Below are 24,724 nucleotides of genomic sequence, written 5' to 3'. Positions count from 1 at the left end.
AATTTAGAATAATGATATTTATTTATCGTATCATATTAAAAATTCATACTACCTACCAATACCTTATCAAGAGAATCTATCTCAAAATTTGTATTGCTAAGGGATTAAAGGTAGGAAAAAATGTTCGTTTTGTAGAAGTTCCCGAATTAGGTACAGAACCTTTTTTAATTGAAATAGGTGACGAAACAACACTTTCTAATAATGTTAGATTCATTAATCATGACGGCGGTTATAATGCTTTACATTTTTTCGAAAAATATAAGGATGTACGAGCTTTCGGGCGCATAAAAATTGGAAAACAGTGCTTTATTGGTGCAGACACCATCATCATGCTCGGCTCAGAAATAGGTGATAACTGTGTATTGGGAGCAGGTTCGATTTTAACTTCCTCTATGCCGAACGGAACGGTTTATGCAGGGATTCCTGCAAAATTTATTTGCACTATTGAAGAATATGGAGATAAAGCATTACAAAACAATATCATATATCCAAGAGAGCTCGAAGCAGACAGACCTAAACTTGAAGCTTATGTAAGTGAGCACCTCCCACATACTTATAAACCTATAAAAAAATAAATGTCTGAAAAAAAGAAAATTCTCATTAGAATCGGTTCCCTTCGCCATGGCGGTGCAGAAAAAGTTCTGGCCAACTTTCTTAAAAACCTTCCCAAAGACAAATATGAAGTTGATCTTTTGATTAACCTGTATACAGGAATGTACATTAAGGAAATTCCGTCATGGGTCAACCTATACTACCTTTTGAAAGGGGAAATGATTACCACCAACAGGCCTCATGAAATTCCGGTAAAGGCATTCAGAGTACTTTATCAGAAAATGTTCCTGATGTTCCCATCCCTTCTCTATACATTTATACTGAAAAATAAAAAATACGATGTAGAAATAGCGGCTATCCATGGAATGTACAGAGAGGTACTATCCAGCCCGCAAAAGGATTCCAAAAAGATCGTTTGGGTTCAGAATGACATCTTTAATCTGAAAGAATATACTCCGGATGTCATCAGGCAGTTTTTCAAATTTGACAGAATCCTGGTCATTTCCAACAAGCTTAAAGAGGAAATGCAGAAGCTGGCCCGTAATGAAAAAGAAAAACAGGCTGTTGTTAAGATCTTTAACCCCATTGACTCTCAGGATACTCTCCAGAAAGCTGAAGCTGAAATTAATGACTACCCTTTTTCAAAGGATCTTCCAACCTTTATAACCATAGGCACGGTGTATCCTCAAAAAGGCTATGACAGGCTTTTGGATGTTCATAAAAAATTAATGGATGAAGGATTAAAACATCAGATCATCATTATTGGTGATGGATTTGATTTTGAGAATATCAAGGCAAAGCTTAATCAATTGGGGCTTCATGAGACGGTAAAGATGCTTGGCTTCAGAAGTAACCCTTATCCATATCTTAAAAAATCTGATTTTTATGTCATGTCATCCCGACATGAAGGATTCCCTACCATTATTGCAGAAGCTCTTATCCTGAATAAACCTGTAGTTTCCACAGATGTTTCAGGAATCAAAGATCTTCTGCAGGACGGAAAACTGGGCCTCATTACTCCTAATTCAGAAGACGGAATCTATGAAGGGATGAAAAAGTTCCTTCTCAATAAGGAGATTGCACAACAGTTTGAAAAGGAAACTGCAGCAGCAGATCTTCCATTTGTGCTTCAGAAATCGGTAGCACATCTTCAGGAAATTATTGATGAAGTATAAAATATTTTGTTATGCCAGATTACACAGCAATACAGAAAGATTTTTACAGGGAAAGCGGCAAATGGCTTTCTACTTTTGAAATTTGGAAAAAATGTATCAATCCTAATCTCCACTATGTTTATTTATTTAGGAAAGCCCAGAAAAGCAATAAAAAAGCCATTTCCGGTTTATTCTGGAGAATTGTTTTGAGGCATTTTCAGATAAAATACGGTTTCCAGATCTATCCCGAGACTGAAATCGGGGAAGGACTGTATCTGGGACATTTCGGAGCATTGGTTATCAATCCCAAAACCAGAATTGGAAAAAACTGCAATATAGCACAGGGTGTAACCATCGGACAGCAGAACCGTGGAAAGAATGAAGGGTTTCCAGTGATTGGTGATGAAGTATGGATTGGCCCCAACGCAGTGATTGTAGGAAGTATCAACATTGGAAATAATGTATTGATTGCCCCTAATTCTTACGTCAATTTTGACGTACCTGATGATTCTATGGTAATGGGAAATCCCGGAAAGATCTACCCTACTACAGAGGCGACGAACGGCTATATCAACAATAAAGTTTAACCGGCCACCACATTCTTTTTATTAATAAGATACGCTACCAAAAGATTGGGAAGCCAGCATAACCAGGCTACAGCAATGTAGGAATTGTCAGGATCCTGTGTAATACTCTTTAAAACAGGAAACCAGATTCTTAATGTCACTGCAGCAAAGGTACAGGCATAGCTGTATACCATAAATTGTTGATGCTTTACTACGTTACCTTTGGTTATATAGACTACTGCTACCAAAGTGGTAATCAGCCAAATAATTCCCAGGCAAACAAATCCGACAGATGATACAATTCCTCCGTTGGCGTACATTCCTATATAGATAGACGAAACAGAACTTATCAGCACTGCGGCTATGTAGAATTTTCCAATGAATTTGTGCAACTTTACATATTTATTTCTGAACTTGCTCCCAAACTGACGCCAGCCAATGAAGAGGGAAATTCCACCAAAAATAATATGAGCAAAAAATGCAGTTTTCCAAATTGTATTTTGAAGTATCTCCAATGATTTAGAACCTAGAAAAGTATTTTTATGTTCAACAAAAACATAAATTAAAGGATAGGCACCCATAAGCAATGCAAGAATACATAGGATTACAAATAAGAGTTTCTTCATGACAGTTGATTAAATTTTCTGTAAAAATGGACATAAAGAAAGGTTCAACTGTTCCAAAATGAAAGATGAAACAAATATAATATCACTTATTAACTGACACTTACTATTCCAACGTAAGATTTTTGCTTTTTAGAAACTCTCTTGGAGAACAATTCATATATTTTTTAAAATTCCGGTTAAATGAGGTCTTGGAATTGAACCCACTTTCAAAGGCCAGTGATAAAATCGTGTACTTTTGGTTTTCAGGAAGTATTGCTATTCTTTTAAACTCCTTAATCCGTTGCCGGTTGATATAGTCATAAAAGTTTTTGTTCTCCAAAGAATTAATGGTCTGTGATAATAGGTTCGGATGAACATCCAACAGCTGAGCCACATGATTCAGATTCAGGTCCGGATCTTTGTACAGCTTTTCATACTCCATTTTGTACACAAGCTTTTCATAAATAGCTTGTATAACATCAAATCCCGGAGAGTTTTTCTGGTACTTTACCACTTCAACATCAGATTCTTTTTCACCTGAAACATCAGCTACAACAGGCAAATCCAAAATCCCCACACGACTGATACCGAAGTAAGCCGCTACCAGAATAAACAAAACAACCATGGAAAAAATAAGAATATCATTCCTTATGATAACAGCGACCCATATTAACGCAATCCCTGTAATCAGATAATATGACCAATTCAGGTTAATCTTTTCGGTATTGGAGTATTGATTGGAAATTTCTTTTTTATATTTTCTGACTGTAAGAAGGCTTAAGCCCACATACAAAATTCCGGACAAGATCATTAAAAATTTGATCACATCACTCAACACCTCATACCCCTTACCTTTATTCTGGTAAACCGTCATCCTATCTTGCGGAGACAGCAGCAAAAACTGAAATAAAATCATATAAATTATCACAACAGGCACCCAATGCAATAGCCAAATCTTTTTCCCCGTATTTCTACCTGTCAGGCTCAGAATATACAAATATAACATCGGCCCATGCATGAAAGGAAAAGGAATTTCAAATCCAATGAGATAAGGAAACTTTAAATAGCCTCCCGAACGGAACAACACAAAAAAAACAAGATGAAATCCTATAATCAGAAACCAGAATGCTAAAAGAAAATCTACTGTTTTCTTTTTCTGCTTTCCCAAGATAAGAAAAGATGAAAACCAGGCAATAAAAATTCCTGCCCAATAAAATATTCCCAGATCGAAATCCATTAAAAATATAAGGTTAAAATCAGGACCTTAATTTATTCTTTTTTCCACAGTATATGGTTATTTATTTTGAATATGATGACCTGCAGTTCTTCTGAGGAACAGAAAATTAAGAATATTTAATCTCAAATTCAAAATTCTAATTTATACTTTGTAATTTTAACTTAGATTTAAACGTTTGAATTATAGGACAGCCTACATTGACAGTAAGACAAAGCATATTTTATCAGACATGATTTTAAGCATATTTTAATATTAAACTTTGTTAAAACACATCAATTCTTCGACAAAAATTATATTTTTGTATAATTATTGATTTAGTCTATTGATTTTGAAAATAATTTAAACGAAATAAATAATTATAAACTTTTAAAAATTTAAAATTATGTCACAATCGTACGAGGTTATTTTTGAAAACAATAAGAAATGGGTAGAATCCAAAGTATCAGAAGATCCACACTTCTTCGAAGAGCTGGCAAAAACTCAGCATCCTGACTATTTGTATATCGGATGTTCAGACAGCAGGGCCACAGCGGAAGAACTGATGGGTGCAAAACCGGGCGAAGTTTTTGTTCACAGAAATATAGCCAATGTTGTCAATACTTTAGATATGAGCTCTACAGCAGTAATTCAATATGCTGTAGAACATCTTAGAGTAAAACATATTATTGTATGTGGACATTACAACTGCGGTGGTGTAAAAGCAGCGATGACTCCTCAGGATTTGGGATTGTTAAATCCTTGGCTGAGAAACATCCGTGATGTTTACAGATTGCATCAGGCTGAACTTGATTCTATTGAAGACGAAAACAAACGTTATGACAAACTTGTAGAACTTAATGTTCAGGAGCAGTGCATCAACGTGATCAAAATGGCCTGTGTACAGGAAAGATACATCTTAGAAGAGTATCCTGTGGTACACGGCTGGGTATTTGACCTTAGAACCGGTAAAATTATTGATCTGGATATTGATTTTGAGAAAATCTTAAAAGACATCCAGAAAATTTATAACCTTACAAGTTCAGACTGGGTCATGAGTAGAAAAACAAAGTAGTTTTTCTAAAAAGAATGTGAAATGAAGTTCTGGAGTATTATTGTATTAACGATTTTTCTGAATTTTACAGCGCTGCCAAGCATTGCTGCGGTTGCGGGCTGGGATATTCTGAGAACCAATATAATAGTGAACGAAGAAGAACCACATTCTCATCCGTCTTCTTTTATTGTTTACGAAAAGGCTATTCCGAAAACATTGAATGTATTTGATTATCTCAAGTTTTCGGAACCCGATTTTCTGGGAAGGTCTTTTGTGCTGGTAGATGATTCTTTTCATCTATCTCCCTTACTTACTATATTTTCTCCTCCTCCGGAAGCTTAACTCCATAGTTAGATTTTTTTGATACCTATTCTCTATCAGTTTTTTGATATTGAATACACATGTACTTTAAAAATTAAAATTTTTCAACTTTTATAACAGACTTATTCACAGAGAATAAGCCGGTTATTTCTCACAGCTTCACATCATGAAAAAGACATCATTAATAGGAGGAATTAAGGAGAATATTCCTTCAGGACTCGTGGTATTTTTAGTGGCACTCCCACTATGTTTAGGAATTGCTTTAGCTTCAGGCGCTCCACCCTTATCCGGAATTATTTCGGGTATTGTAGGCGGCCTGGTCGTAGGATTCCTCAGTAATTCAAATATTTCAGTTTCAGGGCCTGCTGCAGGTTTAACGGCTATAGTTTTAACGGCAATAACAGACCTTGGCGCATTTGAGCTCTTTCTATGTGCCGGGATCATTGCAGGACTGATTCAATTAATTCTAGGATTTGTAAGGGCAGGAAGTATTTCCAACTATTTCCCCAACAACGTTATCGAAGGCATGCTTGCCGCCATAGGAATCATTATTATTCTGAAACAGATCCCACATGCTTTAGGATTCGATAAAGATTATGAAGGCCATGAATCTATTTTCGACAACGGCTTAAACTTCGGATATTTTACAGAATTATTTGGGGCAATCCAGCCCGGGGCTATTATTGTCACTTTAGTTTCTGTAGCTATTCTTATTGCATGGGATAAAATTCATGTACTGAAAAGAATGAAAATGCTTCCAGGCGCTTTGGTTGCAGTAATTGCGAGTATTATTTTAAATCAACTGTTTAAAATGGCAGGAAGCTCATTGGCTATAGAAACCCAGCACTTGGTTTCTTTACCTGTTCCACAGTCTCTGGATGATTTTAAAAACCTGATTGTCACTCCTGATTTTAATGGCTTTACTAATCCAAAAGTATGGATCGTAGGAGCAACTATTGCTATTGTAGCCTCTATTGAAACCCTGCTTTGTATTGAAGCATCAGACAGATTAGACAGACAGCGAAGAATTACTGATACTAATCTTGAGCTTAAAGCGCAGGGAATAGGGAATTTGATCAGTTCATTCATTGGTGGACTTCCCATGACTTCTGTTGTAGTAAGAAGTTCTGCCAATGCAAATGCAGGGGCAACTTCTAAAATATCGGCTATTATTCATGGGGTTTTCTTACTGATCTGTGTACTTACTATCCCTGTCATTCTTAATCTAATTCCACTAGCTACGTTGGCTGCGGTATTAATTTTAGTTGGATATAAACTGGCAAAACCTGCTACGTTTAAGCATTTCTGGCATTTAGGAAAATTCCAGTTTATTCCATTTGTAGCCACTGTTGCAGCTGTTGTAGCAACAGATCTATTAAAAGGAGTGGGAATTGGTCTTGCCATCTCTGTTTTCTATATCCTTCAGGGAAATATGAAAAGAGCTTATTATCTAAGCCGCGAAAAGCTGGATGATGCCGATGGAATCAACATCAAATTAGCTGAGGAAGTTTCATTTTTAAATAAGGCAGCGATCAAAAAAACACTTAAAAATATCAAACCAAATTCTACGGTAACCATCGATGCCAGAAGTACATCATATATTGCTACTGATGTTCTGGAGATGATTCAGGACTTTGCCAATATCCGCGCAAAGGAACAGGACATCATGGTAGAACTTTTAGGCTTCAAAACTTCATACAGAGATTATGAAAGAAGTGAAGATTCCCATATTCTGGTTACCCATAAAAGAGCAATGTAATCTCATTGCCCATCAACTTTTTTTTAATTTAAATTCAAAAAACAATTACATACTATATGAAAGCACATACATACGAAACCCAATCGACGATTACTCCTGAAAAAGCATTAGATTTTTTGAAAGAAGGAAATCAAAGATTTGTAAATAATCTTAAGGCTAACAGGGACCTTCTGGAGCAGGTAAATGCTACACGTGAGGGACAGTGGCCTTTTGCGGTAGTTTTAAGCTGCATAGACAGCCGTACTTCTGCAGAACTTATTTTTGATCAGGGATTGGGAGATGTTTTCAGCATCAGAATTGCCGGTAATTTTGTTAACCAGGACATTCTGGGATCAATGGAATTTGGCTGTAATGTGGCCGGTTCCAAACTTATCGTGGTTTTAGGCCATACTAAATGCGGCGCCTTAAAAGGAGGTCTTGATGCAGCACAGATTGAAGGGCTGGGAATGGATAACCTCAACCACCTTATCAACCATTTTGACCCTATCATTAACCAAATAATTGAGGAAAACGAAGAGCGTTCATCAAAAAACAGCTCACTTTTGGAAAGGCTTAATCAGCAGAACGTAAGATGCGCCATTGAAGATATCCGTAAGCAAAGTTCAACCCTTCGTAACCTTGAGAATGAGGGTAAGATTAAAATCGTTGGAGCGAATTACAACGTTGAGACAGGTGCAGTAACCTGGTTATAAGAGATTAACATGATCATAGAATTAAGATCAAAGATCAACACTTAATTCAAGATCGATTATAAGTAAGGCCATCGAAATCCGATGGCCTTTTTCATTTTCCGTAACTACTAACAGCAAGCTCTATTTTCCGTTGTATGCGGACATCGTGTTATTCAATCCGGCAAAAACAAAAGAAAGACTCGCCTTAGAGAATATTTCAATTCTTTCGGTAAGCTTTTCTGCTTCTTCTCCGCTCCATGTGCCTAATACATAATCTACCTGACGTCCTGCAGAAAAATCTGCAGAAATTCCAAAACGGAGCCTTGTGTAGTTTTGCGTCTGTAATACTTCATTAATATTTTTAAGCCCATTATGCCCGGCGTCAGAACCTTTCCCTTTCATCCTCAGCATACCGAAAGGAAGCGCAAGGTCATCTGTTATAATGAGGACATTCTCCAACGGGATATTTTCTTTCTGCATCCAGTATCTTACAGCATTTCCTGAAAGATTCATATAAGTATCCGGTTTCAGCACAAAAACTTTCCTGCCTTTGTATTTTCCTTCAGCCATCCATCCAAAATTAGCCGTATTGAAAGAAACATCAAGCGTCTCCGCAATTTTTTCAGCTACTTTGAATCCTATATTATGGCGTGTGTTTTCGTATTCTGAGCCTTTATTTCCCAGCCCGACTATTAAATATTTCATCAGAAATTTTTTGCAAAATTAAGAGATAAAAAATAAAAAACTCAACCTTCGGAAGGTTGAGTTTACATATTATTAAAAATAATGTTATTGCGGTTTGTAAATATAGTTTACTCCATATCCTTTTGTCATATAGGTCTGTGGATCATAAACGTAATTTGTACTCTTTACAACCGGGCTAGGAATAGGCGGAGTAAGATCTGTAAACGACCATCTTTTAGGATTGTTCGGAGATAATATAAGACTTTCTTTATCATTAAGATCTGTATTTAAAAGTCTTGAAATTTTATATGCTAACGGTAATAATGTGAACGGACTGATCTCATTATCATAAGCATAATATTCATAGCTGTATTTTGTAGTAACCGCTCCCATTACTCCTCCGGCCATAGGACCGTAATGTCTTATAACTTTGGAAACATTGTCTCCGGAATAGGTATAAGCTGTTCTTGAGAAGTTATCATAAGCAAATGGTGTTCCTGCAATATCCGGACCTGTCTTCATAATAATAGAATCCAGTTTTGCTGTCGCAGCACTGTATCTTACATTATAAAGTGATTTTGTCTTTCTGAGAAGTGTTTGTGGTCCCGGGTCAGTAGCTGGTGGAACAGGGGGAGGTCTTCTGAAGATAGAACGGTTTTCAGAAATCGTTTCCAATCTTCCGGTATTTCCATAAGTAAGCAGTCTGGTAAAAGAAACACTATCCTTATCCAGCTTCCCGTTTCCGTCAAGATCAAGGAATCCATTAAAGGCGATCTGGCTGATCTTATCTCCACTGTACATTATGTTAGTGATTGATGCACTATCCATAAGTACTGTATTCACAAGAAGCCCACTGTAATGATATTCAGCTAATGTATCTTTATCTGTAATTTCTTTATATAATGCTCTGGGACCGGTTAATCCTCCTGTGTTATTCAGATCTAATAATGGATTTCCTTCTTCATCCACTAGATTCTTGCAGGAATGCACTGAGGCAAAACCAGCTATTAATAAAATAAAATAGAAAAGTTGTTTCATTTTCTGGTAATTGATTATTTTTTGACAAATATAATTTTTTTTTGCATAAAAATTATATAATTATTTATATTCCAATAAGATTAATAATTGAACTCTTTTACAAATTTTTATAGCTATAGGTCAGTTTTTGATTTTTCTCAATCACCGGATAGCCTTGATCATAGGTATAACTTTGTGTGGTATTAACTCCAGGGGCCGGCGCAGGCATCTGAACATACGTTGACGTAGGGTTGTTTGGAGACAGCCTGTAGAAATTGACCGGATTCATCAGGCCCCGCATGATAAAAAACACTCTTGGAAGTGTAGAAAAGGGGCTTTTCTGAGAATCATAGTTTTGAAAACTATAGATCGTTTGAACAGCTGTAGTCATATCAGGAGCACCATTCGTATTCAGGATTCCTTTAGAACTCGTTACCTTAAAAATATTATCTCCGGCATATACAAAAACGTTCTCTACGAATGCATTGTAGGCAGATATCCCTCCTACTTTTCTTTTTTCAAGAATTTTCGTAAGCTTTCCTGCTACATCATATGTAAAAGCATAATCGCTGATGAATGATGTTCCGGGAATTGATCCTGTTGCCACACAAGACGCATTATAAATCTGTCCATTAATATCCGGAGTTACATCAAACTCATAAGACAAACTTCCGGGAGTCTGGCTTGCAAAATTAATTTTAGTAATTTTTTTGTTTGTATTGTATGTTAACGTACTTATATAACTGGCGTTAGAATTATCATCTTTAAAAACAGCCTGATCCAAAATTCCGGCTGTTGTAATATATTCTTCCTGAGAAACATTATCCTTATTGATTTTTTCCAGAATTTTTTTGGGGGCAGTTCCTTCATCAGGATTCGGGATCGATTCTGTAGGGTCAGAGGTTGTATTGCATGATGCCAATACTCCTAAAAGAGCAATTCCTGTAAATATTTTAAGAAAGTAATTTTTTACCATAGAAAAATTAGTTTTAGTAATGCCAAATATAATTCAATTTTCGATAACAGCATACACTCCATTCGAACAAATTCACAATAAACAGACGTAAAAACAAAAAAAATCTAAAAACATAACGTTTTTAGATTCTTAATTATTATATTTTCATGAAAATTAATAAGGCTGTAGTACTGATGTTGTCAAAACAGACTGTGCCATATCATTATTCAATACTGCAGTATCCACGGCTCTTCCTATTCCCAGCACCGGTATTGGTGAACCGCTTAATGTACGTTTAATACAGGCTACTTTCACCACATATTTGTTTTTTGGGGTAAGATTGGAGAGAGTGGCATTCAGATTAAAAATTTTATAAGCTCCGGCTCCTCCCAGCAATACGTCTGTTCTTACAGCTCTCAGTCTGTCATCTACAAAAATCCCGCATGCAAAACTTGCTGAACCTTTTGCGGCTTTCTGAACAGTAGTTTGAAATGAGAATGTTACTTTATTGTTTGAATTGGTTACGGAGAAATTATCCAATGCCGTTGGCAATACAGTCCAATCTCCGGCTAAAGGGTCACCTTCGTTATAAGGGACAGCTGACCCGCTGGAGCTAAAAGAAACCCCTGTCTGATCTGCCACAGTGTTGATAGAGAATACAGACATACTTCCCTGGCCATCAGCAATTTTTATAGCCTTCCAGTCATTAGCTGTCATCGCTGAGTTGTTATGAAAGATATCTCCGCTCGTTCCTGCAGAACCTTTTAAAAGATCTGTACCTCCGGTTCTTAATTCTTTTCTGACATTTAAATCTCCATTCACATCAAGCTTATTTGTAGGGTTTGATGTATCAATGCCCACTTGCGCATTTATCCATACTGCCAGCAAAAGAGATTTTATAAAAAATATTTTTTTCATGATTTGATTTAGTTTATAATCGGGTTAAACACCTCCGGAACCTCATATACATCTACTTTCAGAGAAGACTGAGCAATAAAGCTGTTGATATTAGATGCTGCATTGATTCCAATAGTAAGCGTTTTGCCTGATGCATTACCGTAAGATGCCAGTCTTGCACATCCTACACTTACTGTATGGGTTCCTTTTGTAAGGTTTTCAACGATTCCAATCTGAGTATGGGTAAGGAAAGGCTGCAGGGAACCAATGGCCTTCAGATTTCTCTGTCTTAGATTCACCAATTTATCATCCACAAAGATTCCACAAGCATAGTCTATGGAAGTATCTGTAGCCCCGTTTGCATCAAAATTAGCCTGTACAACAGTTTCAAATTGAAAATAAGCTTTGCTTACCGTACTGTATACATTGATATCCTGTGAAAGTCCGGCAATTTTCTTGAAATTACTCAAAGTACCATATTGTGTGCCTTTATTAAAAACACTGCCTCTGGAAGTAGTTATATTAGACTGTTCACTATAAGTAAATCTGGCTCCCTGTTTATCGGAAAATGAATTGTTAAAAATCAGATAAAATTTGTTGGGTTCATATTCAGGAATACGAAGTGTTTTCCAAATAGGAGGATATCCTTCGCCCTGTGATACAAGTAACTGGTCATTATTTCCCTGAGATACAGAATTATCTGAAGAGTCATACACCGCAATCTTATCTCTTAAATTAAGGTCTCCATTGACATCAAGTTTTGCTTTTGGAGAATCTGTATTAATTCCCACCTGAGCAGACAATAATAATCCTGCCGGAAGGAGTAAAGTCAATATTATTTTTTTCATCAATTGTTAGTTTTTATAGCTTACAAATTCAATTACATCCATTTTCATCGTAGATTCCAGCGTAAATGCATTAGACACCCCATTGGAGCTCTGAACATTCCGTCCTATTGTAAATTGAGATGAAGTACTGGAAGCATCAATTTTTCTGCATGCAATTTCAATTTTATGAGCACCTACAGGTACATTTTGCTCAGTATAATTAAGGGTGAAAATATAGTCCTGGATACCTCCTTTTTCAGAATTATTATTAGACTCTATTCTGTCTGGACGAACAGCCACAAGCTTTCCATTTCTAAATACCCCACACGTAAATCTCACATCATTGATCACAGTAGCGGTTGGTGATTTCATTTCAACTCCTGTCTGGAACTGATACGTTAACCTATTTCTTCCATTTTTGATACTAAAGTTATTTTCAAGACCTGCAATCTTTACCCATTTACCTTTAGTAGCATCAGTGATATTGTCCCCTACATTATTCTTAAACACATTATCTCCTGCAATACCATCTGTAAGGGTAGTAATACCCTCCTGATCTGATGACAAATACGAATTGATCAATTTGTATTGCCCCTCTTCCATAAAGGAAACATTCAACGACTTCCAAACAGGAGATTTACCTTCTCCCTGAGAAACCAGGATTTGCCCGTTCAACCCGGCATTACCTGCCTGAGTAGAACTGCCTCCCACTCTAAGTTCTTTTCTTAAAGTAGTTTTTCCATTGACATCGAGAGTAGATTTTGGCTTAGGTGTCCCGATTCCCACCTGTGCGTTGGCATAGAATGAAAGAAATCCAGCAACGAAATAAATAGTTTTTTTCATAATTAAGGACTGCAAATGTACAAATTAAGAACTACAAAAAGTCCCAACCGACACACCTAACACCATAGAAATAAACACATTACACGATAGAATTATTCGCACACAAAAGTAGAATTATTACTACACGAGCATACTTTATTGGCTCATCTTAAAGCACGCTTCTTCACAACCTCCTTCTACAACGAGGCTTACAGCTTTATTTTTATCATTAAAAAGTGATATTATATTGCCTAAAACTGCGTTAACTCTCTAATTAATGAATATTTTTAACCAAAAAGCTGATAACAATCACAAAAAAACATATAAAAACTTAAGTTATTATATGTTTTTTCAGCTTCCGGGGAAGCTTTATCATTTTGGAAATTAGATTTTAATGATGGGCAATAATAGCTTTCAGCAACAGATTAACCTCATCTACATTTTTCACTCTTTCCTTTCTCATCATGAGCTGGTTACCTTCTTTTCCTGATTTTTCTTTAAGCTGCGCTTCGGCAGGATTTTGGGTTAAATAAGTAATGATATGTCTGAATCTGTCTGTCTGGTAAAATTTATCCTGGGGATTGCCTGGGAAATACCCTAAAAACACACCGTTTTTCATTACAATCTTTTCGAAGCCTATATCCGCAGCCAGCCATTTTAAAGCAACACTTTTCAAAAGATTTACCGCTTCTTTTGGAAGAGCTCCAAAACGGTCTATTAATTCAAGCTCAAACTTATGAAGATCCTGTTCATTCGTTATTTCTGCAATTTTCTGATACAACAGCAGTCTTTCTTCCGTATTGGAAATATAAGAATCCGGCAGCATAAGCTCAAGGTCAGTATCGATATTGACATCTTTTACAGATTTGAACAGCTTCTGTCTGTCCTCTTCATTTTCAAACAGGTTTTCAAAGTCTGCATCATCTTTCAGCTCTTCAAGGGCTTCCTGCATTAATTTCTGATAGGTTTCAAACCCCATCTCATTGATGAATCCACTCTGTTCCGCACCCAATAAATCTCCGGCACCACGAATTTCAAGATCCTTCATGGCAATCTGAAAACCACTTCCCAGGTCAGAAAACTGTTCAATAGCTTCCAAACGTTTTCTTGCATCAGAAGTGATCATATCATAAGGGGGTGTAATCAGATAACAAAATGCTTTCCTGTTGCTTCGCCCCACCCTTCCTCTCATCTGGTGAAGATCCGCCATTCCGAATCTTTGGGCATCATTAATAAAAATAGTGTTGGCATTCGGAACATCTACTCCACTTTCCACAATTGTTGTAGAAACCAGCACGTCATATTTCCCTTCCATAAAGTCCAAAACATTTTTTTCCAGCTGTTTACCTTCCATCTGTCCATGTCCGGTAATAACTCTGGCATCGGGAACCAATCGCTGGATAAGCCCGGCAATATCTTTCAGGTTCTCTATCCTGTTATTGATGAAATACACCTGCCCATCTCTCTGAAGTTCATAAGAAACAGCATCACGAAGAGTTTCTTCATTAAATCCGATCAGCTGAGTATCAACAGGCTGTCTGTTTGGCGGTGGCGTTTTAATAACCGATAAATCTCTGGCAGCCATTAAAGAAAACTGCAGTGTTCTTGGAATAGGAGTAGCCGTCAAAGTAAGGGTATCAACATTACTTTTCAAAGTTTTCAGCTTATCTTTTACAGAAACACCAAACTTATGCTCTTCATCAATGATCAGTAATCCTAAGTCTTTAAATTTCACGGAAGCACTTACCAATTGATGAGTTCCTATAATAATATCTAATTTTCCGTTTTTTAAAGCATCTAAAGTCTCTGATTTTTGCTTGGCAGTTCTGAAGCGGTTGACATAGCCAACATTTACAGGAAAATCCTTCAGTCTTTCTTTAAAGCTTCTATAATGCTGAAACGCCAGAATAGTTGTAGGCACCAATATAGCGACCTGTTTTCCATCTGTGGCGGCTTTAAATGCTGCACGAATGGCCACTTCAGTTTTTCCAAAACCTACGTCACCACATACCAGCCTGTCCATAACCGTATCAGCCTCCATATCCTTCTTCACATCAAATGTTGCTTTTTCCTGGTCTGGAGTATCTTCATAGATGAAGCTTGCTTCCAGTTCATTCTGCAGGTAAGAATCCGGAGTATAAGCAAAACCTTTGGCTGTTTTTCTTTGGGCGTATAATTGGATAAGGTCAAAAGCAATCTGTTTTACTTTTGCTTTTGTTTTCTGTTTTAAAGATTTCCAGGCAGGAGAACCCAGTTTACTTAGCACCACTTCTTTTCCGTCAGGGCCATTAAATTTTGAAATTTTATGCAGTGAGTGAATGCTGACATACAGGAGATCTCCGTTTTTATAAGTCAGTTTAAAACATTCCTGAATCTTCCCATCATTATTCACCTTTACGAGTCCCATAAACTTCCCGATACCATGATCAATATGGGCAATATAGTCCCCGATTTTTAAAGACATCAGGTCTTTCAGGGTAAGCTGTTCAGACTTGGCAAATGTATTTTTGGCTTTATACCTTTGATAACGGTCAAAAATCTGGTGATCCGTATACACCAGGAGCTTATGTCCATTATCCACAAATCCTTCATGAAGTTCAGATTTAAAGCTTTTAAAAGGAAGCTCATGTTCCAGTTCTTCAAAAATAGATTCCAGCCTTTCTTTTTGTTTTTCTGTTGAAAAAGATATCCAGGTATCAAAACCTTCGTTCTGCTTTTCTTCAAGATCTTCAATCAGCAGTTCAAAATTTTTATGGAAGGAAGGCTGTGGAAGCTGCTCCATTTTTATTTCGGAAATATCTTTCAGCCCTTCTATGCTTATTCCGCCAAAATCAACGGTCTTGAATTTTTTATAATCAAAAAGAAATTCCTGGTCTGAAATAAAAAGTTCCTGAGGCGTTCTGTGGGCAATATCTTTATTTAAAGTATCATATTTCTCTAAAGCTTTCTCATAGAATGTCTTTATCTTTTGCATTCCAACCATTCCATTTCTGGAAATAATAAAGCTTTCCTTTGGCAGTAGCTGTAATAATGACACTCTACTTCCTGTCACGGAAAAATTCATATTGGAAACCAGCTGGAGCTCTTTTACTTTATCTATAGAAAGCTGGGTTTCTATATCAAAGGTTTTAATACTTTCCACTTCATTTCCAAAGAACGTTATCCTATATGGTTTTTCATAAGAATAGGAAAATACATCTACAATTCCTCCTCTTACAGAAAACTCACCAGGCTCGGAGACAAAGTCAGTCTGCTGAAAATGATAATGATTAAGCAACTCGTCAATAAAATCAAAATCCAGTTGATCTCCTACTTTTATATGATGTGAAATTGCTTTAAAGTCTTCTTTCTTTAAAACCTTTTCGGATAATGCTCCTGCGTAGGCCACAATTACTTTTGAAGACCTTCCTGAGCTGAGCTTATTTAAAACCTCCGTTCTCAGTACCAGATTGGCATTTTGAGTTTTTTCCACCTGATAAGGTTCAAGATGGGTTGCCGGAAAATACAGCACCTTTTCTTTTCCCAAAAGATCTTCCATTTCTGCATTCGCATACAAAGCATCTTCTTTATCATCTACCAGATAAAGAATACTTTTCTTTTGAACTAAAAAAAGTTCAGCAACAAAAACAGACACCGAAGACCCCGCACTCCCCTTCACGGCAATATGCTGATCGTTTTCTAACTGAGTGAATATTTCTTTCCCGAATTCCTTTTGTAAAAGATCAGGAAGAAACTTTTCATTGATGGATTTTAACTGCATAAATACTAATGGTATAAACGACAAAAGCGATTTCGGGAGTTTTCCGAAATCGTTTTTAGCTATACAAAGATAAGAATAAATTTTTCTTATTTATAAAAGCGGATAGATACCTATTTAAAATGAGGCTATTAGTTTTTTTTATAAATCTTAATTTTTATTAATTTATTTAATTCCCTGTTAAAAAAAAACAAAAAAATTCCCATGGCACAATGTTTGAAAATTTATGCTTATAACCAAACGCTAAAGAATAATATTATGAAAAAAGCAATTAAAATCTTAGGAGTCTTAATGCTGTTTGTTTTTACGGCATTATCTTTTTCGTCGTGCAGTGATGATGATGACCCTACGAATAATGACTTCTTCGCAGGAACATATAAAGGAAGCATCTCTTATAACGACGGAGGATCTACCAACATCAGTACAGATAACGGAAGTGTATTCGTAACCAAGATCGCCAGCGGTACCAAGTATAATTTTTCTTTCTCAAACGGAATTCCTGATCTCAACGGGATTGAGTTTGAACAAAAAGGAGATCATACCCTTGTCATGATTGGTTCTACAGGAACATCATATATAAGAATTGACAACAACGAATTAAAAATTCTATACCTTAAAGATGGTAAGACCTGGACCGCCAATTGTACCCGATAAACATTTCATACTATAATTATATTACAAAAACCTGTTTTCATTGAAACAGGTTTTTGTAATGATAGGAATTGTTTTAATTTTTTTTTAAGCTGTAATAAACTTTAGTTAAGTTTAAAAAACCAAAAATTCTCAGCCCGCTTTTTGCATATCTTTATGTAACAAAAACAAACAGTATTTCTTATGAAAAAATTATTATCAGCAATGTCACTGATCTTAGGACTGGGACTTGCAACTGCTCAGCAGACGGCTCCTGCTACAAGCACAGCTCATCAACCGGTGAAAACAGTAAAAGCAACTAAACCTGCTGAAATAAAAGCTGCAAAACCCGCTGACATGAAAACAGCAAAACCCGCTGAAGTAAAACCCGCTCAGCCTGCTGTCAAAATGAAAAAAGACGGAACTCCGGATAAGAGATACAAAGACAATAAACATCTGAAAAAAGACGGAACTCCCGACAAAAGGTATAAAGTAAACCAATAAGCACAACATTAACATATATAGTTGTTATTTTCATAATCAAATTTCGAAATGCCGATGAACAAGTTTTATCGGCTTTTTTATGCCATGCTTTGTAAAAATTGTTCCAGTTCTCTACTTAATTTATAAATTTGGAGCATGTTAAACTTCTTCAAGAAAAATGCAGCGCTTATTTGGGCAAAAAAACATGTTCAAAAAGCAGGGGAATTCAAAAAAAATGCGGAGAAAAATCAGGACGATCTATTACTTTCTCTTATAAACACTGCTCAAAAAACTCTTTTTGGACGGGAGCATGATTTCGAAAACATTCATTCTGTAAAAGATTTTCAGGATAGAGTTCCTCTTTCTGACTATGAAGACCTGAAGCCTTATATTGAAAGAGTAAAAAAAGGACAGGCCAACATTCTCTGGACCGATACTCCGGAGTATTTCGCAAAAACCTCCGGAACAACCTCCGGATCTAAATACATTCCTATTTCTAAAGAAGGGATGCCATTCCAGATTGCGGGAGCTCAGAGTGCTCTGTTCCATTATATTGCTCAAAAAAACAATGCAGACTTCGTTAACGGAAAAATGATCTTTCTACAGGGAAGTCCCGAGCTGGAAGAAGTCTTTGGAATAAAAACAGGAAGATTATCAGGTATCGTGGCCCATCATATCCCAGGATACCTTCAAAAGAACCGTCTCCCCAGCTGGGAAACCAATATTATGGAAGACTGGGAGGCCAAAGTAGATCAAATCATTATGGAAACCGAGTCTGAAAATATGACCCTTATTTCAGGAATTCCGCCATGGCTGATTATGTATTTTGAAAAACTGTCCGAGAAGCATGGGAAAAAGATCAAACAACTGTTTCCCAACCTTCAGCTCATTGTTACGGGAGGAGTCAATTATGAACCATACCGGGATAAAATGGAAGATCTTCTGGGAGGTAAAGTTGATATTATCCAAACTTTTCCAGCTTCCGAAGGATTTTTTGCTTTCCAGGATGATTATACTAAAGAAGGATTGTTACTGCTGACCAATCATGGAATTTTCTATGAATTTATTCCTCTTGAAGAATACGGCAAACCTCATGCACGGAGATTAACATTACAAGAAGTTGAACTTCATAAGGATTATGCTCTGATCCTTACCACCAATTCCGGGTTATGGGCTTACTCGATAGGCGATGTTGTACGATTTATTGACAAAGAACCTTACAGAGTTTTAGTAAGTGGCAGAACCAAACATTTCACCTCTGCTTTTGGTGAACATGTCATTGCTTTTGAAGTGGAAGAAGCAATGAAGGCTACTTTGGAAAAACTCCCGGCACAGATTACAGAATTTCATCTTGCCCCTCAAGTTAATCCTCAGGAGGGCCTTCCTTACCATGAATGGCTGATTGAATTTGAAAAAGCTCCTGAAGATCTGGAATTATTCAGAAATGAACTTGACCGCCAGCTAAGAAGCAGAAACAGCTATTATGACGACCTGATTTCAGGGAATATTTTACAAAAGCTCTGTATTACCAGGCTCAGAAAAAATGCATTTCAAGAGTATGCTAAATCTCAGGGAAAATTGGGTGGACAAAACAAAACTCCAAGATTGGCAAATGACAGAAATATCGCAGATTTATTAGAAATTTATAAACTTTAAAGATATTTTTTCAATTCCAAAAACGTATATTCGAAAAAAATTATAAATTTGAAAAACTAAAAGAAAATAATGAAAGCATCTGTACTGTTAAAATCGTCTTTATTAACCTCCTTATTTGTCATTTCATCTTGTGCTACCACAAAATACAGCGAAGATATCTCCAAAAATAACTATTCAAATCTTCAGGCAGGAAAAATGTATGTTGTTCAAATGAGGGATGGCTCTCCAAAACAAAAAATCCTGTTCAGAAATGTAGTGGGTGAAAATCTGGTAGGAACAGCCGGCAAAAAAGACAGTACAGAAGTAATTATTCCTAAAGCTAAGGTAGCTGCTGTAAAGGACAGATCCAAAGCAAGAATAGCTGCCGGAGCAACCATTATAGGAGCAGCCGGAGTTGCTGCCATAGTACTGAGTGCAAGCAGAGCTGACTAAAATAGATTTTATCTTTCAGGATATATTTAATTTATCTTTTAAAAATCAACATATGAATAGCCTTAAATAAATTTTTAGGGCTATTTTTGTTCATGATTTCCTTTACCCCGTTACAAACCCTACAAAATATCGAATTCAGAAATCTTCTTACAGGAAGGTTTTTTATTGTTTTAGCATTCAGAATGCTTGCCACCTTATTGGGATGGTGGGTATACCAGCTGACTAAAGATCCATTTTCAATAGGCCTTATCGGGCTCTCGGAGGTTATCCCTGCGGTGAGCTGTGCTTTATATGCCGGTCATGTTATCGACATGAATGAAAAGAAGCGCCTGCTTCTGATCTGTAATTATTCTTATATTTTCCTGATAGGTCTTTTACTTATTCCTGCATTTCTTAATGTAGAAATGCATTTTACAGGCCATCAGATCACTTATTTTATTTATGGTGTTATATTCTTCACAGGAATAGCAAGGGCTTTTATCGGCCCTATCGTTCCTTCTATGATCCCCAGAATAGTAAAAAAAGAAAACCTGCCGAATGCCGTTACCCTGAATCAGGCAACATTTCTGATCTCTTCGGTATGCGGCCATGCCATAGGAGGTGTTCTCATCGGATATGTGGGAGTAAAGTGGACATTAGTGGTTATATTATCTTTAATTTTTATTGCTTCTTTATTTTTCTGGCAGCTGAACAAGCAATATTCGGAAAACAAAAAGGACTCAGTAAATATTGCGGAAAGTATGCGTGAGGGGATTTCTTATATCTTTAAAACCAAAGAAATTTTAGGAGCCTTATGCCTCGATATGTTTGCCGTACTTTTTGGTGGTGCAGTGGCTATGATTCCTGTATTTGCTACTGACATTCTGGATTCGGGAGCGGAAGGTTTCGGTTTGCTGAATGCTGCCTCGGATATAGGGTCAATGTGCATCATTACTATTCTGGCGCTTGTTCCTTTACGAAAAAACCAGGGGAAAATTCTTCTGGTGGCCGTTACAGGATTTGGGCTCTGTATCATTGGATTCGGATTATCCAAACTCTACTGGGTATCATTTATGTTCCTGGTGATGAGCGGAATGCTGGATGGAATTTCTGTAGTAATCAGGGGAACCATTGTTCAGCTAAAAACCCCGGATCATATTCGGGGCCGTGTTTTAAGTGTCAATTCAATATTCATTATGTCCAGTAATGAAATGGGACAATTTGAAAGCGGCGTAATGGCTAAAGCTTTAGGAGTTGTACGTTCTGTAATATTTGGGGGAACCATGACTGTTTTGATAGCCCTGCTTGTAGGAAGCACTAATCCTAAGCTGAGAAAAATGCAGTACTAGCTCATCTTCACCTATAAAAAAATAACATCAGCTATAAAACGTAGCTGATTTTTTATTGCCCCGTAAATGATTTTTGCTTTTTTATTAGTAAAATTTTCTTCAAAATAATAAATACACGCAAATAAATACATTTATTTTATTAATACTATAAACATTTGGCTAAAATATTAATTATTAAATAACAAATAAGTATTTTAGCCTTGTTAGATTATAATAATTAAATGTATTCTTTATAAAGTACCTGCTGCTGTTGTAATTAACACAAGCCCATTAGAATAATCTCCTAAAAACCTGAAATATTTAAATGTTTTTCAAACAACACCTGAACAAGTAGGGATATATAAATTTCAACAAAAAATATTACTAACTATATCAATATCTAATGATTATAAACAACAGTCTTAGGACCTTTTCTGATAAATAAAAACTCAAATACTATTTTATATGAAAAAAAAACTACTCCTTATCATCTTATTTATATCACATCTATTTCACGCTCAGTCGGACTGCATAACTGCAATACCTATTTGCGGAAACTCTGATATCTCCTATACCCCTACCGGACCTGGCGCCATCAATGAACAGGTTGGTCCGAATTCATGCTTAACTAGGGAACATTATTCTGTGTGGTATACTTTTACCATAGCAACCCCGGGAACACTGGCATTCACTATCGACCCCAATGACGACGACGATGATTATGATTTTGCAGTTTATGGTCCCACGAATGGCGGATGCTCCTCTTTACAGAACAACGGTGTTTTTGTATCTCCATTGAGGTGTAATTACTGGCCGGGTACCACTACAGGAAATACCGGCTTATCATTAACCATACCTCCCGGCTCAAATAACCAAAATGAATGGAGTCCATACATGGACGTAACAGCCGGTGAAACCTATTATCTTATTGTAGACAACTTCGACGAATCAGCTAACGGATTTTTGTTGAACTGGACCGGTACTGCAAGTCTGAATTCTGCATTTAATGATCCAGCGCTGGCTCCTAATCCGTTCATCACGCCAGGCACTCTATCAACCCCACCAGAGCCCAATGAAGTGACAGTATGCAGTGGATTTTCTGTTCCCTTTGATTTTACGACCTTTACTCAGGGAATTATAAACGGCAACAGCACCAATTTTACAGTAACTTATCATAATAACACCAATGATGCTGTTACAGGAGGAAATCCTATTACAACAGGACTTATAGATGCTACAACAATTTATTTCTACAGAATTGTTTATCGTGACCCTGCCAATCCTGCTAACCTCAACAACGGATGTTTCATTACAGGGAGGTTCAGGTTTAGAGATGGCAATTTTACCCTAACGCCCACCACTCTTACCAGCTGTAGTAATAATAACTCAGGAACAGCATTGTATGACCTGACAACAGCCAATATAGGAGCCGGTCCCACTCATGTATTAAAATATTATCCTTCGCTATATGACCTCAACAATGGCACCAATGAAATCACCAATCCAAACGCTTATTCCTCTGCTGAAGGATCTGTCTTTGTAAAAGCAACCAATCCGTCCGGATGTATTGCCACTGTAGAAATTACCTTAAAATTTCATCCGGCAGTAACCGTAACGGATGCTATTCTAAGAGCCTGCTATATTGAAGCCAATCCATCAACAGCCTCATTTAATCTTAACAACGCATTGGTAACCACACAAGCGAATACGACGAAAAGATACTTTCCTTCTTTGACAGATGCAATAAACGAGACGAATGAAATCTTAAACCCGGCAAATTATATTGCACCAAACGGACTGATTTACGTAAGAGTCATCAATAGCCAGGGATGCTACTCTATTGCTAAAGTAACTTTAACAGTACTTCCTCCTGTACAATCTGATGTGTTGGTTGACAAAATCATTTGCATGGAAGATACAACTACACTGGATGCAGGACCTGGATTCAGCGGCTATGAATGGAGCACCGGAGCTACTACTCAGTCCATCTCCAATGCAGGAGTAGGAACCTACTGGGTAAAACTGAAAACCGGAGACTGCATAACCCTGCAAACAGTAAAGATTTATGCTTCCGAACAGCCTGTAGTGACCGGTATTGATATCTCCAACAATGCAATAACTATAAATGTCACAGGCGGAACTCCCAGTTACCAATACTCTATGGATAATATAATATGGCAGAACTCGAATGTATTCACCAACATTTCCAGAGGAAATCATAAAGTATATGTAAAAGATGCTTATGATTGTGATCCTATTGAAATTTCAGTAGTTGTCCCAAACCTGGTTAATGTCATCACTCCAAACGGAGACGGAATAAACGATGGAATAGATTATTCAACATTGGCAGATAAGCAAAATCTCATCTTAAACATTTTCGACAGATACGGAACAAAAATCCATCAGGCAGATAAGTCCAACGGATATAAATGGGATGGAACTGTTTCCGGGAAAAAAATACCTACAGGAACCTACTGGTATTCTATGACATGGAATGAAAATGATAAAAAGAATACGCCTATTAAATTCTCAGGATGGATCATGGTAAAAAACAGAGATTAATTCGCTCTTTAATTCCCTAAAAGATATGTTTTTAAAATATACAATGGCTTAATAATCACCATTAAAAAAACCAGTCAATGAAAAAGATATTATTATTTTTAATTTTATGGATATCCCAGGCATTTTACTCGCAATCAGACTGCATTACAGCCATCCCAATATGTGGAAACTCTAATATATCCTATACCCCTTCAGGCCCTGGAAGTATACTGGAAATTCTCAATCAGAACGGCGGCTGCTTAAGTACTAATGAAAGGTTTACAGTATGGTATACTTTCAGCGTATCTACTTCAGGAACACTTGCCTTTACCATTGTACCCAATGTACAGGCAAATGATTATGATTTTGCAGTGTATGGGCCTACGAATGGAGGATGTGCTTCCCTGCAAACTCCCGGCAATATTTTTATACAGCCTTTAAGATGTAATTATTCAGGGACCGGTGGAGATACCGGGCTTGACCTGACTCTAAATCCACCTGCTGTATTCCCGACCAATCCTCCGGGTCAAACAAATAGCATGAATAATGGTAAATGGAGCCCTTATATCAATGCATTAGCCGGAGAAACCTATTATCTGGTTATTGATAATTACAGCAGGTCTACCAATGGCTTCTCATTGAACTGGACCGGTACCGCAAGCTTAGAATCTGCGTTTAACAATCCCACTTTAGCTCCTAACCCATTTGTCACTCCGGGTATTCCTGCTGCAGATCCTGCACAGCCAAGTACGGTTATGGTATGTGGACTTCCTACTCAGTTTAATTTCCTTTCTCTGAGTGCAGGGATTATCAACGGAAAC

22 protein-coding genes and 1 pseudogene are annotated in these 24,724 nt (G+C 36.9%); 14 read left to right on the top strand and 9 right to left on the bottom strand.

Features of this window, described 5'->3' with window-relative positions; translation table 11 throughout:
• Positions 1-11 precede the first annotated feature (11 nt).
• From MP478_RS12985 to MP478_RS12975, 3 genes are read left to right on the top strand one after another with little or no spacing between them, the layout of a single operon-like run.
• Entirely contained in the window at positions 12-575 is a 564-nt protein-coding gene (locus MP478_RS12985) for a DapH/DapD/GlmU-related protein (protein WP_257200683.1), read from the top strand.
• Complete coding sequence (locus MP478_RS12980; RefSeq protein ID WP_257200682.1) at positions 576-1,727, top strand: glycosyltransferase; 1,152 nt, start codon at positions 576-578, stop codon at positions 1,725-1,727.
• Between the two features lie 11 nt (positions 1,728-1,738).
• Positions 1,739-2,293 (top strand): serine acetyltransferase, encoded by a 555-nt coding sequence (locus tag MP478_RS12975; RefSeq protein WP_230033878.1) that lies wholly within the window; start codon positions 1,739-1,741, stop codon positions 2,291-2,293.
• On the opposite strand, the gene MP478_RS12970 is transcribed toward MP478_RS12975, so the two are convergent.
• Together MP478_RS12970 and MP478_RS12965 are read right to left on the bottom strand one after the other, a co-directional pair.
• Entirely contained in the window at positions 2,290-2,898 is a 609-nt protein-coding gene (locus tag MP478_RS12970) for a DUF2306 domain-containing protein (protein WP_257200681.1), read from the bottom strand. The genes MP478_RS12975 and MP478_RS12970 overlap by 4 nt on opposite strands.
• A gap of 103 nt (positions 2,899-3,001) precedes the next feature.
• Positions 3,002-4,114, bottom strand: a complete 1,113-nt coding sequence (locus MP478_RS12965; protein WP_257200680.1) for a helix-turn-helix domain-containing protein — start codon at positions 4,112-4,114, stop codon at positions 3,002-3,004.
• A 382-nt stretch (positions 4,115-4,496) separates the two neighbouring features.
• Here MP478_RS12965 and MP478_RS12960 point away from each other — a divergent pair, with 382 nt between their 5' ends.
• The 4 genes from MP478_RS12960 to MP478_RS12945 all read left to right on the top strand — a co-directional run bounded on the left by MP478_RS12960 (position 4,497) and on the right by MP478_RS12945 (position 7,916).
• Entirely contained in the window at positions 4,497-5,165 is a 669-nt protein-coding gene (locus MP478_RS12960; RefSeq protein ID WP_230033872.1) for a carbonic anhydrase, read from the top strand.
• 21 nt (positions 5,166-5,186) lie between these two features.
• Positions 5,187-5,486, top strand: a complete 300-nt coding sequence (locus MP478_RS12955) for a hypothetical protein (RefSeq protein WP_230033870.1) — start codon at positions 5,187-5,189, stop codon at positions 5,484-5,486.
• A gap of 145 nt (positions 5,487-5,631) precedes the next feature.
• Positions 5,632-7,224 (top strand): SulP family inorganic anion transporter, encoded by a 1,593-nt coding sequence (locus tag MP478_RS12950; RefSeq protein ID WP_230033868.1) that lies wholly within the window; start codon positions 5,632-5,634, stop codon positions 7,222-7,224.
• 56 nt (positions 7,225-7,280) lie between these two features.
• Positions 7,281-7,916, top strand: coding sequence for a carbonic anhydrase family protein (locus tag MP478_RS12945; protein WP_230033866.1), 636 nt, complete (start codon positions 7,281-7,283; stop codon positions 7,914-7,916).
• Between the two features lie 120 nt (positions 7,917-8,036).
• On the opposite strand, the gene pth is transcribed toward MP478_RS12945, so the two are convergent.
• The 7 genes from pth to mfd all read right to left on the bottom strand — a co-directional run bounded on the left by pth (position 8,037) and on the right by mfd (position 16,857).
• Positions 8,037-8,600 carry an aminoacyl-tRNA hydrolase gene (gene pth, locus MP478_RS12940; RefSeq protein WP_257200679.1) on the bottom strand — a complete coding sequence of 188 codons (564 nt, stop codon included), beginning with the start codon at positions 8,598-8,600 and terminating at the stop codon, positions 8,037-8,039.
• Between the two features lie 84 nt (positions 8,601-8,684).
• Entirely contained in the window at positions 8,685-9,617 is a 933-nt protein-coding gene (locus MP478_RS12935; RefSeq protein WP_257200678.1) for a hypothetical protein, read from the bottom strand.
• Between the two features lie 97 nt (positions 9,618-9,714).
• Positions 9,715-10,572: a hypothetical protein gene (locus tag MP478_RS12930; protein WP_257191135.1), complete on the bottom strand. Its 858-nt coding sequence runs from the start codon at positions 10,570-10,572 to the stop codon at positions 9,715-9,717.
• A 153-nt stretch (positions 10,573-10,725) separates the two neighbouring features.
• Entirely contained in the window at positions 10,726-11,469 is a 744-nt protein-coding gene (locus MP478_RS12925) for a hypothetical protein (protein WP_257200677.1), read from the bottom strand.
• 8 nt (positions 11,470-11,477) lie between these two features.
• Positions 11,478-12,296 (bottom strand): hypothetical protein, encoded by an 819-nt coding sequence (locus MP478_RS12920; protein WP_257191134.1) that lies wholly within the window; start codon positions 12,294-12,296, stop codon positions 11,478-11,480.
• A 6-nt stretch (positions 12,297-12,302) separates the two neighbouring features.
• Complete coding sequence (locus MP478_RS12915) at positions 12,303-13,118, bottom strand: hypothetical protein (RefSeq protein WP_257191133.1); 816 nt, start codon at positions 13,116-13,118, stop codon at positions 12,303-12,305.
• Positions 13,119-13,488: 370 nt separating this feature from the next.
• On the bottom strand, positions 13,489-16,857 hold the full coding sequence (gene mfd / locus MP478_RS12910) for a transcription-repair coupling factor (protein ID WP_257200676.1): 3,369 nt from the start codon (positions 16,855-16,857) through the stop codon (positions 13,489-13,491).
• Between the two features lie 255 nt (positions 16,858-17,112).
• Between mfd and MP478_RS12905 the strand changes: the two genes are divergently transcribed.
• The 7 genes and pseudogenes from MP478_RS12905 to MP478_RS12875 form a co-directional block, all read left to right on the top strand.
• Positions 17,113-17,508 (top strand): hypothetical protein, encoded by a 396-nt coding sequence (locus tag MP478_RS12905; RefSeq protein ID WP_230033849.1) that lies wholly within the window; start codon positions 17,113-17,115, stop codon positions 17,506-17,508.
• 180 nt (positions 17,509-17,688) lie between these two features.
• On the top strand, positions 17,689-17,988 hold the full coding sequence (locus MP478_RS12900) for a hypothetical protein (RefSeq protein ID WP_230033847.1): 300 nt from the start codon (positions 17,689-17,691) through the stop codon (positions 17,986-17,988).
• 135 nt (positions 17,989-18,123) lie between these two features.
• A complete protein-coding gene (locus MP478_RS12895) occupies positions 18,124-19,623 on the top strand; it encodes a GH3 auxin-responsive promoter family protein (RefSeq protein WP_257200675.1) in 1,500 nt (499 codons plus the stop codon).
• 69 nt (positions 19,624-19,692) lie between these two features.
• Positions 19,693-20,055 carry a hypothetical protein gene (locus tag MP478_RS12890; RefSeq protein WP_230033843.1) on the top strand — a complete coding sequence of 121 codons (363 nt, stop codon included), beginning with the start codon at positions 19,693-19,695 and terminating at the stop codon, positions 20,053-20,055.
• 92 nt (positions 20,056-20,147) lie between these two features.
• Complete coding sequence (locus MP478_RS12885) at positions 20,148-21,383, top strand: MFS transporter (RefSeq protein ID WP_257191131.1); 1,236 nt, start codon at positions 20,148-20,150, stop codon at positions 21,381-21,383.
• A gap of 444 nt (positions 21,384-21,827) precedes the next feature.
• A complete protein-coding gene (locus tag MP478_RS12880; RefSeq protein WP_257200674.1) occupies positions 21,828-23,924 on the top strand; it encodes a T9SS type B sorting domain-containing protein in 2,097 nt (698 codons plus the stop codon).
• 77 nt (positions 23,925-24,001) lie between these two features.
• Positions 24,002-24,724, top strand: a pseudogene (locus MP478_RS12875) (gliding motility-associated C-terminal domain-containing protein); the annotation flags it as partial.

This window comes from Chryseobacterium sp. WG14, from assembly GCF_024586945.1.
GTDB lineage: Bacteria > Bacteroidota > Bacteroidia > Flavobacteriales > Weeksellaceae > Chryseobacterium.
This window is presented reverse-complemented; position numbering and strand designations above follow the sequence as displayed.